Source organism: Pedobacter xixiisoli (genome assembly GCF_900215335.1).
Lineage (GTDB): Bacteria > Bacteroidota > Bacteroidia > Sphingobacteriales > Sphingobacteriaceae > Pedobacter > Pedobacter xixiisoli.
The window spans coordinates 320534-338987 of record NZ_OCMT01000003.1 but is presented as its reverse complement, the minus strand read 5'-3'; the positions used below and the strand labels follow the sequence as shown (position 1 = coordinate 338987).

13 protein-coding genes are annotated in these 18454 nt (G+C 38.0%); 5 read left to right on the top strand and 8 right to left on the bottom strand.

Annotation, left to right across the window (positions count from 1 at the left end; genetic code table 11):
- Positions 1 to 45 precede the first annotated feature (45 nt).
- The 8 genes from CRO54_RS13575 to CRO54_RS13540 form a co-directional block, all read right to left on the bottom strand.
- On the bottom strand, positions 46 to 1587 hold the full coding sequence (locus tag CRO54_RS13575; protein ID WP_097132617.1) for a S8 family peptidase: 1542 nt from the start codon (positions 1585 to 1587) through the stop codon (positions 46 to 48).
- Positions 1588 to 1654: 67 nt separating this feature from the next.
- Entirely contained in the window at positions 1655 to 2233 is a 579-nt protein-coding gene (locus CRO54_RS13570) for a pentapeptide repeat-containing protein (protein WP_097132616.1), read from the bottom strand.
- A gap of 236 nt (positions 2234 to 2469) precedes the next feature.
- Positions 2470 to 3879 (bottom strand): TolC family protein, encoded by a 1410-nt coding sequence (locus CRO54_RS13565; RefSeq protein WP_097133098.1) that lies wholly within the window; start codon positions 3877 to 3879, stop codon positions 2470 to 2472.
- Between the two features lie 10 nt (positions 3880 to 3889).
- Positions 3890 to 7078 (bottom strand): efflux RND transporter permease subunit, encoded by a 3189-nt coding sequence (locus tag CRO54_RS13560; protein ID WP_097132615.1) that lies wholly within the window; start codon positions 7076 to 7078, stop codon positions 3890 to 3892.
- Between the two features lie 10 nt (positions 7079 to 7088).
- Complete coding sequence (locus CRO54_RS13555; RefSeq protein WP_097132614.1) at positions 7089 to 8285, bottom strand: efflux RND transporter periplasmic adaptor subunit; 1197 nt, start codon at positions 8283 to 8285, stop codon at positions 7089 to 7091.
- Between the two features lie 77 nt (positions 8286 to 8362).
- On the bottom strand, positions 8363 to 8962 hold the full coding sequence (locus CRO54_RS13550; protein ID WP_097132613.1) for a TetR/AcrR family transcriptional regulator: 600 nt from the start codon (positions 8960 to 8962) through the stop codon (positions 8363 to 8365).
- Between the two features lie 176 nt (positions 8963 to 9138).
- Positions 9139 to 9513 (bottom strand): response regulator transcription factor, encoded by a 375-nt coding sequence (locus CRO54_RS13545; protein WP_097132612.1) that lies wholly within the window; start codon positions 9511 to 9513, stop codon positions 9139 to 9141.
- Between the two features lie 266 nt (positions 9514 to 9779).
- The gene (locus tag CRO54_RS13540; protein ID WP_097132611.1) at positions 9780 to 10982 is read right to left on the bottom strand and encodes an MFS transporter; all 1203 of its coding nucleotides are present in this window, start codon (positions 10980 to 10982) and stop codon (positions 9780 to 9782) included.
- Positions 10983 to 11162: 180 nt separating this feature from the next.
- On the opposite strand from CRO54_RS13540, the gene CRO54_RS13535 reads away from it, so the two are divergent.
- From CRO54_RS13535 to CRO54_RS13515, 5 genes are all read left to right on the top strand, one after another.
- Positions 11163 to 12443 carry a DUF2130 domain-containing protein gene (locus CRO54_RS13535; RefSeq protein ID WP_097132610.1) on the top strand — a complete coding sequence of 427 codons (1281 nt, stop codon included), beginning with the start codon at positions 11163 to 11165 and terminating at the stop codon, positions 12441 to 12443.
- 101 nt (positions 12444 to 12544) lie between these two features.
- Positions 12545 to 13561 (top strand): LacI family DNA-binding transcriptional regulator, encoded by a 1017-nt coding sequence (locus tag CRO54_RS13530; RefSeq protein ID WP_097132609.1) that lies wholly within the window; start codon positions 12545 to 12547, stop codon positions 13559 to 13561.
- A gap of 107 nt (positions 13562 to 13668) precedes the next feature.
- Positions 13669 to 15150, top strand: coding sequence for a xylulokinase (locus CRO54_RS13525; protein WP_097132608.1), 1482 nt, complete (start codon positions 13669 to 13671; stop codon positions 15148 to 15150).
- A 90-nt stretch (positions 15151 to 15240) separates the two neighbouring features.
- A complete protein-coding gene (xylA, locus tag CRO54_RS13520; protein ID WP_097132607.1) occupies positions 15241 to 16572 on the top strand; it encodes a xylose isomerase in 1332 nt (443 codons plus the stop codon).
- Between the two features lie 124 nt (positions 16573 to 16696).
- The gene (locus CRO54_RS13515; protein ID WP_097132606.1) at positions 16697 to 18385 is read left to right on the top strand and encodes a sodium/sugar symporter; all 1689 of its coding nucleotides are present in this window, start codon (positions 16697 to 16699) and stop codon (positions 18383 to 18385) included.
- Positions 18386 to 18454: the final 69 nt, after the last annotated feature.

Genomic DNA, 18454 nt, shown 5'->3' with positions numbered 1-18454 from the left:
TCGGCAGTTTGTACTTTTTACTTTTGCCTTTATACTTTTAACTTATTAGTAAGTTGCAGCTAATTTTAATGCATTATAAGCATTGACAACACCGCCAGTAACCGAAATATCTTTTAAAGCATCTGCTTTTTCTACAGATTTCATGATGATTTCTTTTACTTGAACAGCTTTCAACTTCGGATAATAAGAACGGATTAAAGCGGCTAAACCAGCAACTACTGGAGATGCCATACTTGTACCGTTGTTATCTTGATATTTTTGATCTGGGTAAGTAGAATAAATACCGAAACCAGGAGCAAAAACGTCTACAGTAGTCTTTCCGTAGTTAGAGAAAGAAGCTTTCAATCTTTTATCGTTAAACGGAGTTGATGCACCAACAGTTAACCAAGCACTTGCTAAAGTTCCGTCTTCATATTTGTTGGTAGGGAAGTTAGTTTCAGCATCTAAGTTTTTGTTGTCGTTACCAGCAGCATGTACCAATAAAACATCTTTGCTTACCGCATATTTCACTGCATCGTCAACTACTTTTTTATCCCATGAGTAAGCTTTACCGAAACTCATGTTTAAAACTTTAGCGCCGTTATCTACCGCATAGCGGATAGCATTTGCAACGTCTTTATCACGCTCATCACCATTAGGTACGTTACGTACAGCCATTAACAAAACGTTATCAGCAACACCTTGGATACCTAAATTGTTTTTACGATCAGCACCAACAATACCAGCTACGTGAGTACCGTGTGAAGGATCTGGTCCTTTAGAATCTGTACTTCCGTAAATACGCTCATTGCTGTCGTTTTCGTTATCGCCAACTAAATTACGTGGATTGAAAGTTAAGTTATAGTTGTAGTTTACTTGATCATAAAAGTGGTCGTAACCTGCTTTTACTCTTGTTTCGTAAAAAGTTTTGTAATCAGTATTTACCAAACTTCTAAGCAAAGCATTTTTCGCATTACTCTCTGCCTGACCTTCTGGTGTGAAGTTTTTGATGTCTTCTAAAGTTGGATTTTCTTTACCCATTTTTTTCGTTAGCGCATCTAAAGCATTCTTAAGACCAGTGTAACCATCTAAATTTGCTTTTGCAGTTGCTAATCCTTTGTCAAATTCTGTTTTCATTGCCAAGTAAGCTTCGAAAGCAGCTCTGTCTGTAGGAGAAACATTTTCAGCTGTAGTATTAGCAAAACGAGCAGCATCTCTACGGATTAAACGAGTAAGCTCTAAAGTTTCTTGGTTAACATTTCCACCTTTACCACCTAAAAAGCTCCATCCGTTTACGTCATCGATGTAACCGTTTTTGTCATCATCCTTACCGTTTCCAGCTTTTTCTTTCTTGTTCACCCACATTACAGATTTCAAATCTTCGTGAACACCATCAACACCACTATCTAAAATACCAACAATTACAGTGGTAGATTTTTTGCCTTTTAACAATTCGTTATACGCTTTTTCAGTACTGATACCAAAAACGCTATCTGCTTTTAAATCTAAGTTATACCAGTTTTTCTTTTGCGATTGGGCAGAGGCAAATAAAGGACCAGTTGCCAATAATGCTAGCGCAACCAGACTTCTAATTTGATTTTTATTCATTTGTATTAATTATAATTTAAGTTGTTAAGAAACGGCAAGTTACTGTGTTTTATTATGATTGTCAATTTTAAGCGACTACGATATCATATTTATGGAGCAAACCTGACAATCCAGAATTTGAGAATAATGCTTTTCTAATATTATTTTGTTCTGGATCTATGCTGAAATTGTAGGCTTCAGAAAGATTTGCTTGAGCCAAAATGGTACGCATAAACACAGTTCCACTTAAATCACAACGTTTAAATATGGCTAAAGTTAAATCTGCCTCACTAAAATCAGTTCCTTTTAACGAGCAACCTATAAACTTTGCTTTCTTGTTTTTCTTCTTCACAAAGGTGGAATAATCCAAAATGCAATCTGTAAAATTTACGCTAAACAGGAAATCCTTCGCTACAGAAAAATCGGTTCCAACTAGTTTGCTGTTCTTGAAATTCACGTTATCTAAGCCTGTATCGTTAAATTTTACCATGCTCAAATTACAGCCATCAAACTCGCAATTGGTAAAATTACAGCTTCTAAAATCAACCTCACTAAAATCACATTTCTTGAAAGTACAGTTGTTAAAATGGGTCGTTCTTCGCCCCTTTTCTAAGATATCTGCTTCGCTAAAAACCCTATCATCGTAATAAATTTCTTCTTGTGCCATCCGCTAAAAAATAAGCAGGCAAGTTAAGAAACAAATAAATTTATTGGATTCGAAAATTGAATTCTTTGCTTCTGTTGGCGTCCCCGCCAACAGAAAACCTGTATAAAAAAATCGTTGGCGGGGACGCCAACGATTGAAGAGCTAACAAAAATAGCACGTCATTGCGAACTGAAGCCCTTGGGATAAGCGAGGGAGTGAAGCAATCTATCCAATAATTTCTATGAGGAAATTTTGACTTACTGCCACCCACCACCTAGCGCTCGATACAATTCTACACTTGCATTTAATTGTGCTGTTTTTAAGCTCGCCAAGTCCAATTCGCCCTGCAAAAGATTAGACTGTGCCGTAATCACTTCCAAGTAATTAGCCATTCCGCTTTTGAACAGCAAATCTGCATTTTGCACTGCTGACTTCAAAGTTTTCACTCTGTTTTGAGCAATACCGAACTCCTCTTTTAAGTTCTCCAATTTAGATTGTTCGTTGGTAACTTCTACCACTGCTTGTATGACCGATTGCCTAAACAACAGTACAGATTTTTCTCGTTCTACCTTTGCCAATTCGAACTGAGTTTTGAGTTCCTTACGATTAAAAATAGGTTGTACAATTCCTGCGCCAACTACGCCAAATAACGAGGCAGGCACATTGAACCAGTTACTTGCTTTAAAAGAATTCAGTCCGCCACTGGCAGTAATGGTTAACGACGGGTACATGCTCGCATTAGCCACACCAACTTTAGCGTTAGCAATTCTCAAACCTAACTCCACGCTTTTAACGTCAGGTCTAACAGCCAACATGGTTGCTGGCACGCCAATAGCCAACTGCGCAGGAATTTCCAGCTGTGCTAAAGTCGCTTTGCGTTCAATTGCCGTTGGAAATCTTCCTGTAAGTTCACTCAATGCATTTTCTTGGATGCTAACCGCCTGTGTAATTTGCGGAATCAGCTGACTTGCCCTAAGCAATTGTGCTTCCGTTTGTTGTACAGCTAAAGAAGTTACTTGTCCAGCTTCAAACTGCTTGCTCACCATTTTCAAGGTACTGTCCGTAAGTCTCAGGTTTTTATTAGCGATATCCAACTGTGCATCTAATAACAACAGTTGATAAAAACCAGTCGCCACCATAGCAATTACACGAGTCTGCACAGCCCTTTTGGCTTCGTCAGTTTGTAAATAGGTGGCGTAAGCCGCTTCCTTTTGTTTACTGATTTTACCCCAAATATCAGCCTCCCAACTTAAGGCCAAGTTTGCATTAAAATCCTCAATGTGGCTAGTATTTAAAAACTGTGAAGCACTAATTCCATTCAAACTATTTTCGGAAGGACGGTTAGAGTTCGCAGTAACTTGCAGATTTAACTGAGGCAGGTTTCCCATCTTCGCTCTCTTCAATAGCAAATTCGCAGCGTCGATATTTTTAACGGCAATCTGCAAATCGATATTTCTTTCGATTGCACTATCTATCAGTTGCTGAATTGACTGATTAGCAAAGAATTCTTTTACTGGCAGTTTACCAATGCTAGCCGTATCCGTATTGGCCAATCCTCTATATTGCGAGGGTATGTCTCTTATTGGGTTGATGACACTTTTCGGGATGCTACAACCGTAGCTTCCCAAAAGTAAAATGAAAAATAAACTATATATAAATGATTTCATCTGTTTATAATTAATGGTTTTCCTGATGTTCGTGTGCAGCCTTTGCATTAGTTACTGCCAATGGCACGCCAGTTACTTTTTCTTGTAAATATTGGAAGATGATAAAGAGCACAGGAATGATGAACAATCCTAAAATTACCCCAGAAACCATTCCGCCAGCTGCACCAATACTGATACTGTGGTTACCTTGTGCCGATGGTCCCGAAGCGAACATCATCGGAATTAATCCTACCACAAAAGCAAGAGATGTCATGATGATGGGACGCAACCTTAATTTTGCAGCTTCTAATGCCGCAGCTAATAACGGCTTACCCGCTCTTCGTCGCTGTAGGGCAAACTCGATAATCAGAATGGCATTTTTGGCAAGCAATCCAATCAACATTACCAGTGCCACTTGCACATAAATGTTGTTGGCTATTCCGGCAAAGCCGATGGCTACAAAAACCCCAAATACACCTACTGGAATCGACAATATCACACCCAATGGCAATAAATAACTTTCGTATTGTGCTGCTAATAAGAAGTAGATAAACACCAAACACAACATAAAAATCACTGCCGATTGTCCGCCAGAAGAAATTTCCTCTCGTGTTTGACCAGAAAACTCGTAGCTGTAACCTGCAGGCAATTGCTTAGCCGCTACTTCCTCAATCGCCTTGATGGCATCTCCAGAACTAAAGCCTGGTTTTGGTATCGCATTTACAGAAATAGAGTTAAATAAGTTGTATCTCGATGCCGTTTCCGAACCATAAATTCGACGTAAAGTCACCAAAGTATTAATTGGCACCATTTCGCCAGTTTTGTTTTTCACAAATACTCGGTCTATTGATGCTGGGTCTGCCCTATCAGCAATATCAGCTTGTACAATTACACGATAGTACTTACCAAACCGGTTAAAATCTGATGCTTGTGCACTACCAAAATAAGCTTGCATGGTCTGCAAAATATCTTTCACATTCACCCCTAATTGATCAGCTTTTTCTTGGTTAATATCTAATTCTAACTGAGGATAATCTGCCTTGAAACTCGTAAAGGCCACAGCAATTGCAGGTTGTTTCATCAGTTCGCCAATGAAGTTCTGCGAAATCCCACTAAACTTATCTAGCTTTCCTCCAGTTTTATCCTGTAAAACCAAGTCTAAAGCTTCTACGTTACTAAAACCAGGAACCGTTGGAAAACTGAACACAAAGAAACTTCCACCAGATATGCTACCTAATGCTCCCCTTACTTGGTTCATGATCTCATCAATGTTTTTCACCTTACCCCTTTCTTCTGTTGGTTTAAGTAATACGAAAACCACGGCTGCCGAAGGACTGGTTGAATTGGTTAATAGGTTGAACCCAGAAATTGCAGTTACAAATCTCGATGCCTCTAATTTTCTTAACGTATTCTCCGCATCGGTCATTACTTTTTGGGTTCCGTCTAATGAAGTTCCCGATGGAGTTGAAACCGAAATTGCGATAAAACCTTGATCTTCTGTTGGAATAAAGCCCGATGGTGTAGTTTTCACCATCCAGATGGTAGCCAAGGTGATCAATGCCAACCCACCCAAACTCAGCCATCTATTTTTAATCAAGAACCTTAAGCTATTTACATAACGGTTGGTCATGGAATTAAAACTGCTGTTAAAACCACTGAAGAATTTTTCTTTAAATCCTTTTTTAGCTATTGGTTCATCATGATGTGCAGCACCCGAATGGTTATCTTTTAAAAATAACGCTGCCAATGCCGGACTTAACGTTAATGCATTTACCGCAGAAATTACAATTGCAATGGCTAAAGTAAAGGCAAACTGACGATAAAATAATCCAGTAGATCCTTCCATAAAACCAACTGGTAAAAATACCGCTGCCATTACCAACGTGATGGAAATAATAGCTCCAGTAATTTCGCTCATGGCCTCGTGGGTAGCCACTTTAGGCGATAGATGTTTATGTTCCATTTTGGCATGCACCGCTTCCACTACCACAATGGCGTCATCCACAACAATACCAATGGCTAAAATTAAAGCGAATAAGGTTAGCAAATTGATGGAGAAACCAAACAACTGCATGAAGAAAAACGTACCCAAAATAGCTACTGGCACTGCAATAGCTGGAATTAGTGTTGATCTAAAATCTTGAAGGAAAATAAACACCACAATAAACACCAAGATAAATGCTTCAATCAGGGTATGGATTACCTGATCTATAGATTGATCTAGCGCAACTTTTGTACTATAAAAAATGTTGTGCTTAATCCCTTTTGGAAAATCTTTTGAAGACTTTTCCATTAACTTATTAATGGCAATCTGAATGTCGTTAGAATTAGATCCAGCCAACTGAATTACACCAATTACAATCCCTTTTTGTCCATTTAAGCGAGTTAAACTGTTGTACGAATAAGCACCAAGCTCTACCCTAGCAACGTCTTTTAAACGAAGGATAGAACCATCTGAATTTGTTCTGATAGCAATATTTTCATATTCTTCTGGTTTAGTGAGTTTACCTTTATATTTAATTACGTACTCAAAAACTTCCTTACTGCGCTCGCCAAATTTACCTGGCGCAGCTTCTAAACTTTTGTCTTGAATAGCACCCATTACTTCGTTAGGCGTAACTTTATAGCTCGCCATTTGCGTTGGATTTAACCAAACACGCATCGAGTAATCTTTTACACCACCGAAAATACTTGCCGCACCAACCCCAGGTATCCTTTTAATTTCTGGAACAATGTTGATTTGTGCATAGTTAGCTACAAAAGTCTGATCGTATTTTGCTTCATCTTCAGTAAACATGCCAATAGCCATGATAAAGCTATTTTGCTGTTTTGCTGTAGTAATACCTTGTTGCACTACTTCAGCTGGTAACTGACTCGTAGCCTGAGCTACCCTATTCTGCACATTTACAGCTGCTTGATCTGCATTGGTTCCTAGCTTGAAAAATACGGTAATCGCCAATGACCCATCGTTACTAGCAGTTGAGCTCATGTAAGTCATGTTCTCCACACCGTTTATCGATTCTTCTATAGATGGTGCTACCGAACGCAAAACAGTTTCCGCATTAGCTCCTGGATATACCGCAGTCACCAAAACCGATGGTGGCGCAATATCCGGAAACTGTTGGAGTGGCAATTTAGTTAAACCGAGTACTCCTAGTATCACCAATAAAATGGAGATCACAGTGGCAAGTACCGGCCTTTGTATAAATATCTTAAACATTATCTTGTTATTATTTTTTAGAAATTAACTGGGCTACTTTTTCTACTTTCTTTTCTGGTTGAATCAGTTGCCCGTCTTGTAGTTTGTCTAAACCACTTAAAACAATTTGATCTCCCGATTTCAAACCGTCTTTGATTAAATAGTCAGTACCGTTTTTACCGTCAATAGCGATAGCAACTTTATTTACTTTGTTGTCTTTTCCGACAGCGAATACAAAAATCTTATCCTGCATTTCTACCGTAGCAGACTGAGGAACCAATATGGTGTTGTCATGAGAAAGACCTAACCTAATTTTACCTGTATTGCCTGATCTTAGCACACCTTTAGCATTGGCAAAAACTGCTCTCAACGTTATTGCACCAGTAGTTTTATCGAATTGACCATTGATCATGTCTATTTTTCCCTTAACAGGATACAAACTCTGATCTGCCAAAACCAATGATACTGCAGGCAGATGACTAATTCTATCTGCTACAGAGTTCCCTGAGTATTTAGCGTTGAAATTGATGAAGTCAGTTTCTGATAGAGAGAAATACGCATAAATTTGATTCACATCAGAAAGCTGGGTTAATGCTTCTGGATCTGAAGGAGAAACTAAACTACCTTGCTTTTTCGGCAAGCGCCCGATGTAACCGCTACTTGTAGCTTTAATCTGAGTGTAACCTAAATTAATTTGTGCGCTATTTACACTCGCTTTGGCCTGTTCTACATTAGCTAAGGCGATTTGATAAGTAGTTTTGGCCGTTTTCAATTGAAAATCTGAAACTACCTTACTTTGTACTAAAGGCGTTAACTTATCTATTTCTAGCTGTGCGTTTAAAACAGCAGCCTGTACAGCTTGTAAGGATGCTTTTGCATTATTTAATTGTGCTCTAAAAGGAAGTTCTGATATTTGAAACAACAACTGTCCTTTACTTACCAACTGACCTTCGTTTACATAAATTCGGTCGATAGCTCCGGCAACTTGAGGCCTTATTTCAACGTCTGTAGTTCCTTGTAATGGAGCTGGGTAATCTACAAAAGTTTCTTGTTCACCTGTAGATACAGTAGCTACTGGCAATATGGGAGCAGTTGCCAAAGCCATAGGTTCTGCTTTTCCTGAGCAACTCGCTAGAAACAGTACAACAGCAAGAACTAACAAAATAATCCATTCGTTAAATAATTTAACACCGTTAGATATAGGTGCATGTTTGTATATATGATTCATATGATTGGGGTTTTTAATGTTTTACTTTACGTTAATAATTAATCTAACAGTGTTAAATAAGAAGGCAAAAAAAATGTTTAGTCGTTAATGGTTTTAATAATCGCTTTAATGGCGCTTCTCAAAATCTCTTGATTGATCTGGTCATTTGCTCCTTTTTGAACTAAATTCAGCGAAATTAAACCGTGAATTAGCGACCAAAATGTATAATACTTCAAGCAAGAAACATCTTCCGATACAGGTTGTTTAACAAGCAATACTTCTATCGCATCATAAAACAAGTCAGTAGTATACTCTGCTTCTGGCATTTTCTTATACATCTCGCAGCAGTTTACCTGCACGCCATACATCAGTTGGTAAAATTCACTTTCTTCAAAAGCAAAATCCCAATAGGCTAGCCACATTGCTTCCAACTTCTCTTCAGGATCTTCCTTGCTATCTCTAGCTGCTTTAACCTTCAAACCTAAGTTGATATAGCCTTGTCTGGTCAATTCTAAAAGAATACCTTCTTTGTTTGGGAAATATTCGTAGATGATTGGTGCTGTATATTCAATTACATCCGCAATTTTGCGCATACTCAACGCAGCCCAACCCTCTTGTTTCACAATTTGTAAAGCAGCATCTAAAATACCCTTACGAGTATCTTCTTTTTGTCGCTGTATTCTTTCTTTACTTCCCATTGATGAGTGTTTAAATAATTTAACACTGTTAAGCAAAAGTATAAACAGTTTTAATTTTACCTATCATTTATTTGTCAGAAATTTTTTAGACTTGAAAAAGTCAAAGTTGAAATTAATAAAAAACCCATTCCATTTATACAAGGAACGGGTTTTTATATAATTTGATTAAAACTCTATTAGGCTACTTTTTTTTCTCCGATTAATCTTTTGATTCTACTTTCGATATAATCTAAGTCGAAAGGCTTGCTGATATAATCATCTGGACTAGATGCTTCGCTTAATTCGGCATTGCGAACATTTGCCGACATCACAATTACCGGAATATGTTTAGTGAAGGCATCGTTTTTCAAATCTTTGCAAATATCCAAACCATTTCCGTCTGGTAACATCACATCTAAAATGAATAAATCAGGAATAGAATCGTTCAATTTTTCTCTTAATTCTTTAAAGGTAGATGATACTTGGATTTCGTAACCTTCATCCTTTAATAAAAATTCGATGATGAAAGCAATGTCTTTATCGTCTTCTAAAACGTGAATGCGCTTTTTCATTTGCGTATGGCTTAATTTAAATAGTTATACTTTGGTTGAATACACTTTTATCAAACATTGAACAATACGAAAAGCAAAAGGTTTTTAAAATTTTTAAAAAAAATGATAACACCAAGGTATTAAGGCGATTAAAATTCATTCATCTTAATTCACTTCTTAATGTTTTACTAATCGCTCACCAGATTAAAACATTTAAATCAAATAAAACTAAACATTAAGGAATTAAGATGATTAAGCTTCATTCTTCTTCACTTCTTAATGTTTTACTAATCTTCTGTGAGATTTAGCTTACTGAAAAAATAAGCACACAGTAGCAAAAGGACAATTATCGAAATCCATAAAACATTATAGCCAAATTTTTCCGCTAAATAAAAGCCAGTAGTTGGGCCTACCACTTGCGCCACCGACCAACTTAAGGTGTAACCAGCAGCATACAAACCTCTATTATATTCGTTACTTCGTTTTACTACAAAAGTGTTGAAAAACGGCAGCGAAAACATTTCTCCGAAAGTAAATAACAAAATACTAACGATTGCCAAAACCACGGGAATGGACTTAGGCAACATCAGAACGGCAAAAGAGAACGATACAATGATCACCCCTAGTACGATGTAAAATATCGGCGAACGTTTATTTTCTATTTTGGTAATCATTACCATCTCCACCAAGGCAATCACCACTCCATTAATTCCTAAAATGATTCCTATCAAAGCTTCATTTAAATGCCAAACTTCCTTATAAAAAACTGGAACTACCCTAAACATCAAAAAAGCACAAGTGGTAAACATGGCGCATAAAATCAGAAATTTAACATAAGAAACGTCTTTCCAAGGCTTCCTCACATTCATCTCTTTCTTCTCTTGTGCCGTTTTCCTTTGTACTTTCTTTGCTGGTAACGAAAAGAAAATCACAATGGCTACTAAAACGCTCACTCCTCCGTCTACCATAAATAGGAGTTTGTAATCATAGGATGCGATAATACCGCCCATACTTATCCCGAAAGCCCATCCAATGTTATTTGCCAAACGATTGAGCGAATACGAACGAGTTTCTGTTCCTTCGGCAGCGTAAGAAGCAATTGCTGTATAATTGGCTGGTCTAAATGCTTCCGAGAAGAAACTGATGACTACTGCCAAAACACAGAGCCAAGTAAAATCTTCGACCATGGCGAAAAACAGAAAGAAAAGGCCGCCCATTAATGAAGCCAAGATTTGTACTGGTCTATAACCGAAAACATCTGTGAGCTTGCCTCCTGCCGCTGCTCCTAAAATAGACCCTACGCCAAAAAGTGAGATAATAATTCCTGCATCAGATTCTGGCCTGTGCAAAGCCTGCGTAACATAAAGTCCCATAAATGGCACCGCCATAAATCCACAGCGGTTAATTAAAATTACGATACTGAGTATCCACGTTTGTCGGCTAAGACCAGAAAACGAGGTTTTATAGGCATTTAAAATACTGGTGAACATTTGTTTTGGTTGGTCTGCAAAAGTACATATTCGGGCAATAAGTAGCCACAGATGCACAGATAAATAAAATCATAACCTAATTAATTTAATAGCGTCGCATACATTATTCTAAAACATTATCTGTGCATCTGTGGCTAACAATGCTTAATTTTGGTATTCTTTTTCAAAAACTCATATCATATGTCTACAGAAATCAAATGTCCTAATTGTAACCATGCTTTTCCCATCGAAGAAGTGATGGCCGAAGAATATAAGAAAGAACTGCGTGAGCAGATGGCTTCGTTCAAGAAAAAACAACAGGAAGAATTTGATAAAAAGGCTCAAACGCTAGAATTACAAAAGAAACAACAGGAGGAAGTTTTTGAAACACAAAGAAAACAACAAGAACTTGCTTTTGAGCAACGACTGACCAAAGAAAAAGAAGCACTACAAGCATCTGTAAGCGAAAACTTGCGTAAATCTATCAGTGCTGATTTTGAAAACAAGCTAAAAATGTTAGATGATGCCAATAAGGAAAACGAAGAAAAGCTAAAAACTGCTCGTCAGAAAGAGTTGGAATACTTGCAATTGGCCAATGAGATGAAACGCAAGGAGGAGGAAATGGAACTCGACATCCAGAAGAAAATGGCGGAGGAGCGTGAAAAAATGGCTGTTGATATTCGTGCCATCGAAAACCAGCGTTTGCAAAATGCCGAACACGAGTTTAAGATGAAATTGGCTGAAAAAGAGAAACAGCTTGAAGACCAAAAGAAGCTTGCCGAAGAAATGAAGCGTAAAGCTGAACAAGGTTCTATGCAGTTACAAGGTGAAATTCAAGAGTTAGCTTTGGAAGAGCTTTTACGCAGCTCGTTCCCATTCGACTTAATTCAGGAAGTGGGCAAAGGCGTTCGTGGTGCCGACTGTATCCAAACGGTAAGGAATAATTTTGGACAGGAATGTGGGCATATCATTTATGAGAGTAAACGTACCGTTGCTTTTGCTAACGATTGGATTGAAAAACTAAAAACCGATATGCGTAGCCAAGGAGCAGAAATTGCGGTTTTAGTTACACAGAACATGCCCAAAGACATGAACTGTTTTGGCTTAAGAGATGGCGTTTGGATTTGTACTTTTAATGAAGTGCAAGCTTTATCTGCAGTTTTACGTGATGGCATTTTACGTTTATTTAACGCTGCAAAATCGCAAGATAATAAAGGTGATAAAATGCACATGCTGTACGATTACTTAACCAGCAATGAGTTTTCGGAGCAATGGAAAGCCATCAGGGAAGGTTTCATGAGCATGAAATTGTCTATACAACGCGAAAGAGATGCGATGGAAAAAATGTGGAAAGCGAGAGAGAAGCAATTGGATAAAGTATTACTAAATGCTGCTCATGTGCGAGGTTCTATCGAAGGAATTGCTGGTAGCGACAATATACAACTTAGCTTGACAGACGATGAAGATTTGCTTCTAGAATAATTTATCAACAATCGGTTGCACAACCGAGGCGCTATTTTTTCTAATTATTGTATTATCAAGTAATTTTTGTTTGCTTTGTTAAAAGCTAAACCAACTATATATTGAATAAGAAAACCACTATTTACGATATTGCTAAAGAGCTAAACGTTACTGTTTCTACAGTTTCTAGAGCTTTAAGTGGTTTTCCCGCAATAAGCGATGCTACACGCCAAGCTGTTTTCGAAGCAGCAAAAAGGCTAAACTACAGCCCAAACAAGTTGGCTTCGGCGTTAAAATCAGGCCGCACGTACATTATTGGCGTAATTGTACCCAGTGTACAAGCCCATTTTTTCGCTTCTATTATTCATAGCATTGAGGAAGGTTTAAAGGACAGCGGATATCGTATCATCCTATACCAATCTAACGAGTCGGTGGCTTCCGAAATTAATGGGGTAAAAACTTTGCTAGAAGCACAAGTTGATGGCATTATGGCCTCTCTTTCCTTGGAAACCGAAGATGTAACACATTTTGAAGAAGTGATCAAACAGAATAAACCGTTAATTTTGTTTGACCGTGTACACGAAAAGCTGAAAGTACCAACCGTAACTTTAGATGATTTTAAAGCTGGTTACATGGCTACCCAACATTTGATAGAACAAGGGTATAAAAACATCGCCTACGTTACAACATCACATCAAATCCGCATTTTTAACGACCGCTTAAAAGGTTATAAAGCCGCATTGGCTGATTACAATTTACCACTCAACGAGGATAACATTATTTTTGGAGGATTATCTATTAAGGATGGAAGATTTGGGGCTGGCAAATTAATACGTTCGAAAAATAAACCTGATGCAATCATTGCTGCCGATGATTTTACTGCACTCGGTGTAATTAAGAAGCTGAAGGAAATCAACGAAACTCCACCTCAAATCGGCGTTATTGGTTTTGCCAACGAAGCTTTTTCAGCCTATATCACTCCCAGCCTATCCACGATAGACCAGCATCCTAACCAAATGGGAGCAGAATGTGCCAAGCTTTTTCTAAGTACCATTCAAAACAAGCCTAGTCAAAAAATCAGCAACATTGTTATCGAGCCCTCTTTAGTAGATCGGCAATCTACTGGAATTACCGAGTAAAACACTTCATCCTCAAAACTTTTTTACAAAATATTTGACATTATTAATTTAACATCTATCTTTATGCAACCGTTTGCATAAACCAAATATAAAACTCAAAATTCAATATGTATTTATTAGGCATTGATATAGGCACTTCTTCCATAAAGGTTGCAGTTGTAGACGCTACCACTCAAAAAAGTGTGGCAACGGTGCAATATCCAGAAGAAGAAACGCCCATTAAATCTTTGGCTACAGGCTGGGCAGAGCAATCGCCAGTGGATTGGTGGCATAACGCCCAACAAGCTATCTTAAAATTAAATGCGCTGCAACTTTTCAATCCAAAGGAAATTAAAGCAATTGGCATTGGTTATCAAATGCATGGATTGGTGGTTGTAGATAAAAACCAGGAAGTATTAAGGGATTCAATTATTTGGTGCGATAGCAGGGCTGTAGACTTAGGCAACCAAGCTTTCGATAGCATCGGTCATGAAAAATCACTTTCTACTTTACTTAATTCCCCTGGAAATTTTACAGCTTCTAAGTTAGCTTGGGTAAAACAAAACGAGCCAGAGATTTATAGCAAAATAGACAAGATCATGCTTCCTGGAGATTTCATCGCAATGAAATTAACAGGAGAAATCACCACTAGTATTTCGGCACTTTCCGAAGGTGTTTTCTGGGATTTCCAGCAAAACCAAATTTCTGAGGATGTTTTAAGTCACTACGGTTTAGATAAGAATGTAATTCCAGAAATAAGACCGTTGTTTTCGTCTCACGGGCAGGTTCGGGAAAGTATTGCAAGCTCACTTGGTTTAACAGCAGGCATTCCTGTTGCTTACAAAGCTGGCGACCAACCCAATAATGCTTTGTCTCTAAATGTATTGCAACCTGGAGAAGTTGCGGCAACTGCAGGAACTTCAGGCGTAATTTATGGCGTAAGCGACCAACTCACCTACGATAAACAATCGAGGGTAAACACTTTTGCCCATGTGAATTACAGTACCGATGAATTAAGAACCGGCGTATTGCTTTGCATCAATGGCACGGGCAGCATGTATCGTTGGGCTAAACACACTTTCGCTCCTAATTTAAGTTACAACGAGTTAAATCATATCGCTTCCCAAGCGCCAATTGGTAGTAAGTCGCTAAGAGCTTTACCTTTTGGCAATGGCGCAGAGCGGATGTTAAACAACAAATATACAGGTGCTCAATTTGTAGGGATTGACCTTAACACACATGAGCAGTCGCATATTTTTAGAGCTGTTCAGGAAAGTATCGCCTTCGCTTTTAGATACGGCTTAGACATTATGCGTGAAAACAAGATGCAGCCCACAGTGATTAGAGCTGGAAGAGCCAATTTGTTTCTGAGTGATTTATTTGCTCAAACATTTGTAGACGTTACCAATACTCCAGTAGAGCTATATGATAATGATGGTAGTGTGGGGGCAGCTTTAGGAGCTGGCGTAGGTGCCGGAATTTTCAGCAGCACAGCAGAAGCATTTACCAATCATCACGTATTAAAATACATCGAACCAAAAAATACACAAGCATACGAACCAATTTATCAAGATTGGAAAGAAATATTAATTAGACAATTAAAGGATTGATGGTCAACGAATGATAGTGATGGCTTAAAACTAGACTAGAATTATGAGCTATCAACTGTAAACTATCAGCCAAATCAAAAAACAAAAACGATGACAAAAGTAGTTAAAGGAGAAAAGGAATTTTTTAGCGGTATCGACCAAATTAAATACGAAGGTTTAGAAAGCAATAATCCGCTTGCGTTTAGATGGTACGATGCCAACAAAGTTGTAGCTGGTAAAACCATGAACGAGCATTTTAAATTTGCTTGTGCTTACTGGCATTCATTTAATGGAAATGGAGCCGACCCATTTGGCGGTGCAACTCATGTGTTCCCTTGGGATGCAAAAGCTGATGCTGTAGAACGTGCAAAAGATAAAATGGATGCTGCTTTTGAGTTCATTACTAAAATGCAATTGCCTTACTATTGTTTCCACGATGTGGATTTGGTAGACTACACGGATAACGTAGTAGAAAACGAACGTCGCTTACAAGCAATTGTAGATTATGCGAAACAAAAACAAGCAGAAAGTGGTGTAAAGTTACTTTGGGGAACGGCAAACTTGTTTAGCCACCAACGCTACATGAACGGTGCTTCAACCAACCCAGATTTCCATGTACTGGCACATGGCGGTGCACAAGTTAAAGCGGCTTTAGATGCAACCATCGCTCTAGGTGGTGAGAATTATGTATTCTGGGGCGGAAGAGAAGGCTACATGAGCTTGCTAAATACCAACATGAAACGTGAGCAAGAGCATTTGGCAAAATTCTTACATGCTGCTAAAGACTATGCCCGTAAAAATGGTTTCAAAGGAACATTTTTTATAGAGCCAAAACCTTGCGAACCATCTAAGCACCAATACGATTATGATGCAGCAACCGTAAAATCATTCTTACAACAGTATGATTTATTGGAAGATTTTAAATTAAACTTAGAAGTAAACCATGCAACTTTAGCTGGTCACACCTTCCAACACGAGTTACAGGTAGCGGTTGATAATGGTTTATTAGGTTCTATCGATGCCAACCGTGGAGATTACCAAAATGGATGGGATACCGACCAATTTCCTAATGATATTAATGAACTGACCGAAGCGATGTTGATTATTTTAGAAGGTGGTGGTTTACAGGGTGGCGGTGTTAACTTCGATGCTAAAATCCGCAGAAATTCTACCGACCAAAAGGATTTGTTCTATGCACACATCGGTGGAATGGATTTATTTGCAAGAGCATTAATCACAGCTGATAATATCCTTCAAAAATCGGATTACAAAAAAATAAGAACAGAAAGATATGCTTCTTTTGATAGTGGAAAAGGTGCTGAATTTGAAAAGGGACTTTTAAGTTTAGAAGACCTTAGAAACTACGCTGCCGAAAATGGCGAACCCGAAGTAAGAAGTGGTAGACAAGAATACATCGAAAACTTAATTAATAGATATATTTAATTCCACCAAGTACACTTAGCGTAATGCTAAGTGTACTTTCAACACATCAACTATTGTTTTTATAACTTACGAACAATACATTTGATTGTTAAACAACACCTAACCTCAAATAAACCAAGACTAAATGAACAGTAATGTACTAGATATAAAGGACTATATTGTGTTCTTTGTATACTTTGTAATTGTAGCAGCGTATGGCTTTTACATCTATTACAAGAAAAAATCCAAAACAGAAGATTCTAAAGATTATTTCCTTGCAGAAGGTTCTTTAACATGGTGGGCTATTGGTGCATCACTAATTGCCTCTAACATTTCTGCCGAGCAATTTATTGGCATGAGCGGAAATGGTTTTACCATGGGGCTTGCCATAGCAACTTACGAATGGATGGCCGCAGCAACCTTAATCGTGGTAGCTGTATTTTTTATTCCAGTATATCTAAAAAACAAGATTTACACTATGCCACAGTTCCTGCACGAACGCTATAATGGAACTGTAGCTATGATTATGGCAGTGTTTTGGTTGCTGTTATATGTAGTAGTAAACCTTACTTCAATCCTATTTCTGGGTGCATTGGCCATCAGTAGTATATCAGGAATTAGCTTAACCGCTTGTATGATATTCTTGGCCGTATTTGCTGTAATCATCACTCTGGGAGGAATGAAGGTAATCGGTTTTACAGATGTAATTCAGGTTTTCTTTTTGATTTTAGGCGGATTGGCAACAACCTATCTCGCACTTGATTTAGTGGCCAAACACTTTGGTACAGAAGGTGCTATTGAAGGTTTTAAACATATCACGCAACAAGCCGACAGCCACTTCCACATGATATTGAAGCCAGACAATAACCACTACATTAGTTTACCTGGCTTAACTGTGTTATTTGGCGGTATGTGGATTGTAAACTTAAACTATTGGGGCTGTAATCAATACATCACTCAAAGAGCTTTAGGAGCAGATTTAAAAACAGCCCGTAGAGGGATTTTATTTGCTGCATTTTTAAAATTATTAATGCCAGTAATTGTAGTATTACCAGGTATTGCAGCTTATGTACTATTTAAAAACGGCTATTTCCAACAAGAAATGATGGTAAATGGCGAATTAGTACAAGACAAAGCATATCCCGTATTACTAAACCTTTTACCTTCTGGATTAAAAGGTCTTTCTTTTGCCGCACTTACTGCCGCTGTAGTGGCTTCGTTAGCAGGTAAAGCAAATAGTATTGCCACAATTTTCACCTTAGATATTTACAAAAAGCGAATCAATCCAGCAGCAGATGAGAAAAAACAGGTTTGGATTGGCAGAGCAACTATTTTGATATCCATGTTGGTTGCGGTACTTATTGCACCATTTTTAGGTATCGATAAAAAAGGAGGTTTCGAGTTTATCCAAGAGTACACCGGTTTTGTTTCTCCAGGGATATTTGCCATGTTTATCTTAGGTTTCTTTTGGAAGAAAACAACCAGTAACGCAGCACTTTTTGCAACTATTGGAGGTTTCGGTTTATCGGTATTCTTTAAAGCGTTACCTAATTTTGCCAACCTAGAATTCCTTAGTCCAATGGGATTTTCAAAGCAAGTATTGCAAAAAGATGGAAGCTTACTTTACGAGATTCCTTTCTTAGATAGAATGGGTTTTGTATTCCTATTTGCAGTGATTGGAATGTACATTATTAGTGTGCTAGAAAATAAACGAGGCGTTGTACCAAATGGATTGGAAGTGGATACCAAAATGTTCAAAACCGATTCCAAGTTTGCAGTTGGTGCGTTATTAATCATCGGAATTATAGTAGCATTATACACAGTTTATTGGTAGCATAACCTATAATTGTAGAAGAAGCCTCGAAAAAATCGGGGCTTTTTTTATGGAAACCCCTATCGTATT

Excerpts from the sequence above, each read along its gene's own strand:
- xylA (WP_097132607.1), top strand. The coding sequence starts at position 15,241 with ATGACAAAAGTAGTTAAAGGAGAAAAGGAATTTTTTAGCGGTATCGAC.
- CRO54_RS13560 (WP_097132615.1), bottom strand. The coding sequence starts at position 7,078 with ATGTTTAAGATATTTATACAAAGGCCGGTACTTGCCACTGTGATCTCC.
- CRO54_RS13565 (WP_097133098.1), bottom strand. The coding sequence starts at position 3,879 with ATGAAATCATTTATATATAGTTTATTTTTCATTTTACTTTTGGGAAGC.
- CRO54_RS13525 (WP_097132608.1), top strand. The coding sequence starts at position 13,669 with ATGTATTTATTAGGCATTGATATAGGCACTTCTTCCATAAAGGTTGCA.
- CRO54_RS13550 (WP_097132613.1), bottom strand. The coding sequence starts at position 8,962 with ATGGGAAGTAAAGAAAGAATACAGCGACAAAAAGAAGATACTCGTAAG.
- CRO54_RS13570 (WP_097132616.1), bottom strand. The coding sequence starts at position 2,233 with ATGGCACAAGAAGAAATTTATTACGATGATAGGGTTTTTAGCGAAGCA.
- CRO54_RS13540 (WP_097132611.1), bottom strand. The coding sequence starts at position 10,982 with ATGTTCACCAGTATTTTAAATGCCTATAAAACCTCGTTTTCTGGTCTT.
- CRO54_RS13555 (WP_097132614.1), bottom strand. The coding sequence starts at position 8,285 with ATGAATCATATATACAAACATGCACCTATATCTAACGGTGTTAAATTA.
- CRO54_RS13515 (WP_097132606.1), top strand. The coding sequence starts at position 16,697 with ATGAACAGTAATGTACTAGATATAAAGGACTATATTGTGTTCTTTGTA.
- CRO54_RS13575 (WP_097132617.1), bottom strand. The coding sequence starts at position 1,587 with ATGAATAAAAATCAAATTAGAAGTCTGGTTGCGCTAGCATTATTGGCA.
- CRO54_RS13545 (WP_097132612.1), bottom strand. The coding sequence starts at position 9,513 with ATGAAAAAGCGCATTCACGTTTTAGAAGACGATAAAGACATTGCTTTC.
- CRO54_RS13535 (WP_097132610.1), top strand. The coding sequence starts at position 11,163 with ATGTCTACAGAAATCAAATGTCCTAATTGTAACCATGCTTTTCCCATC.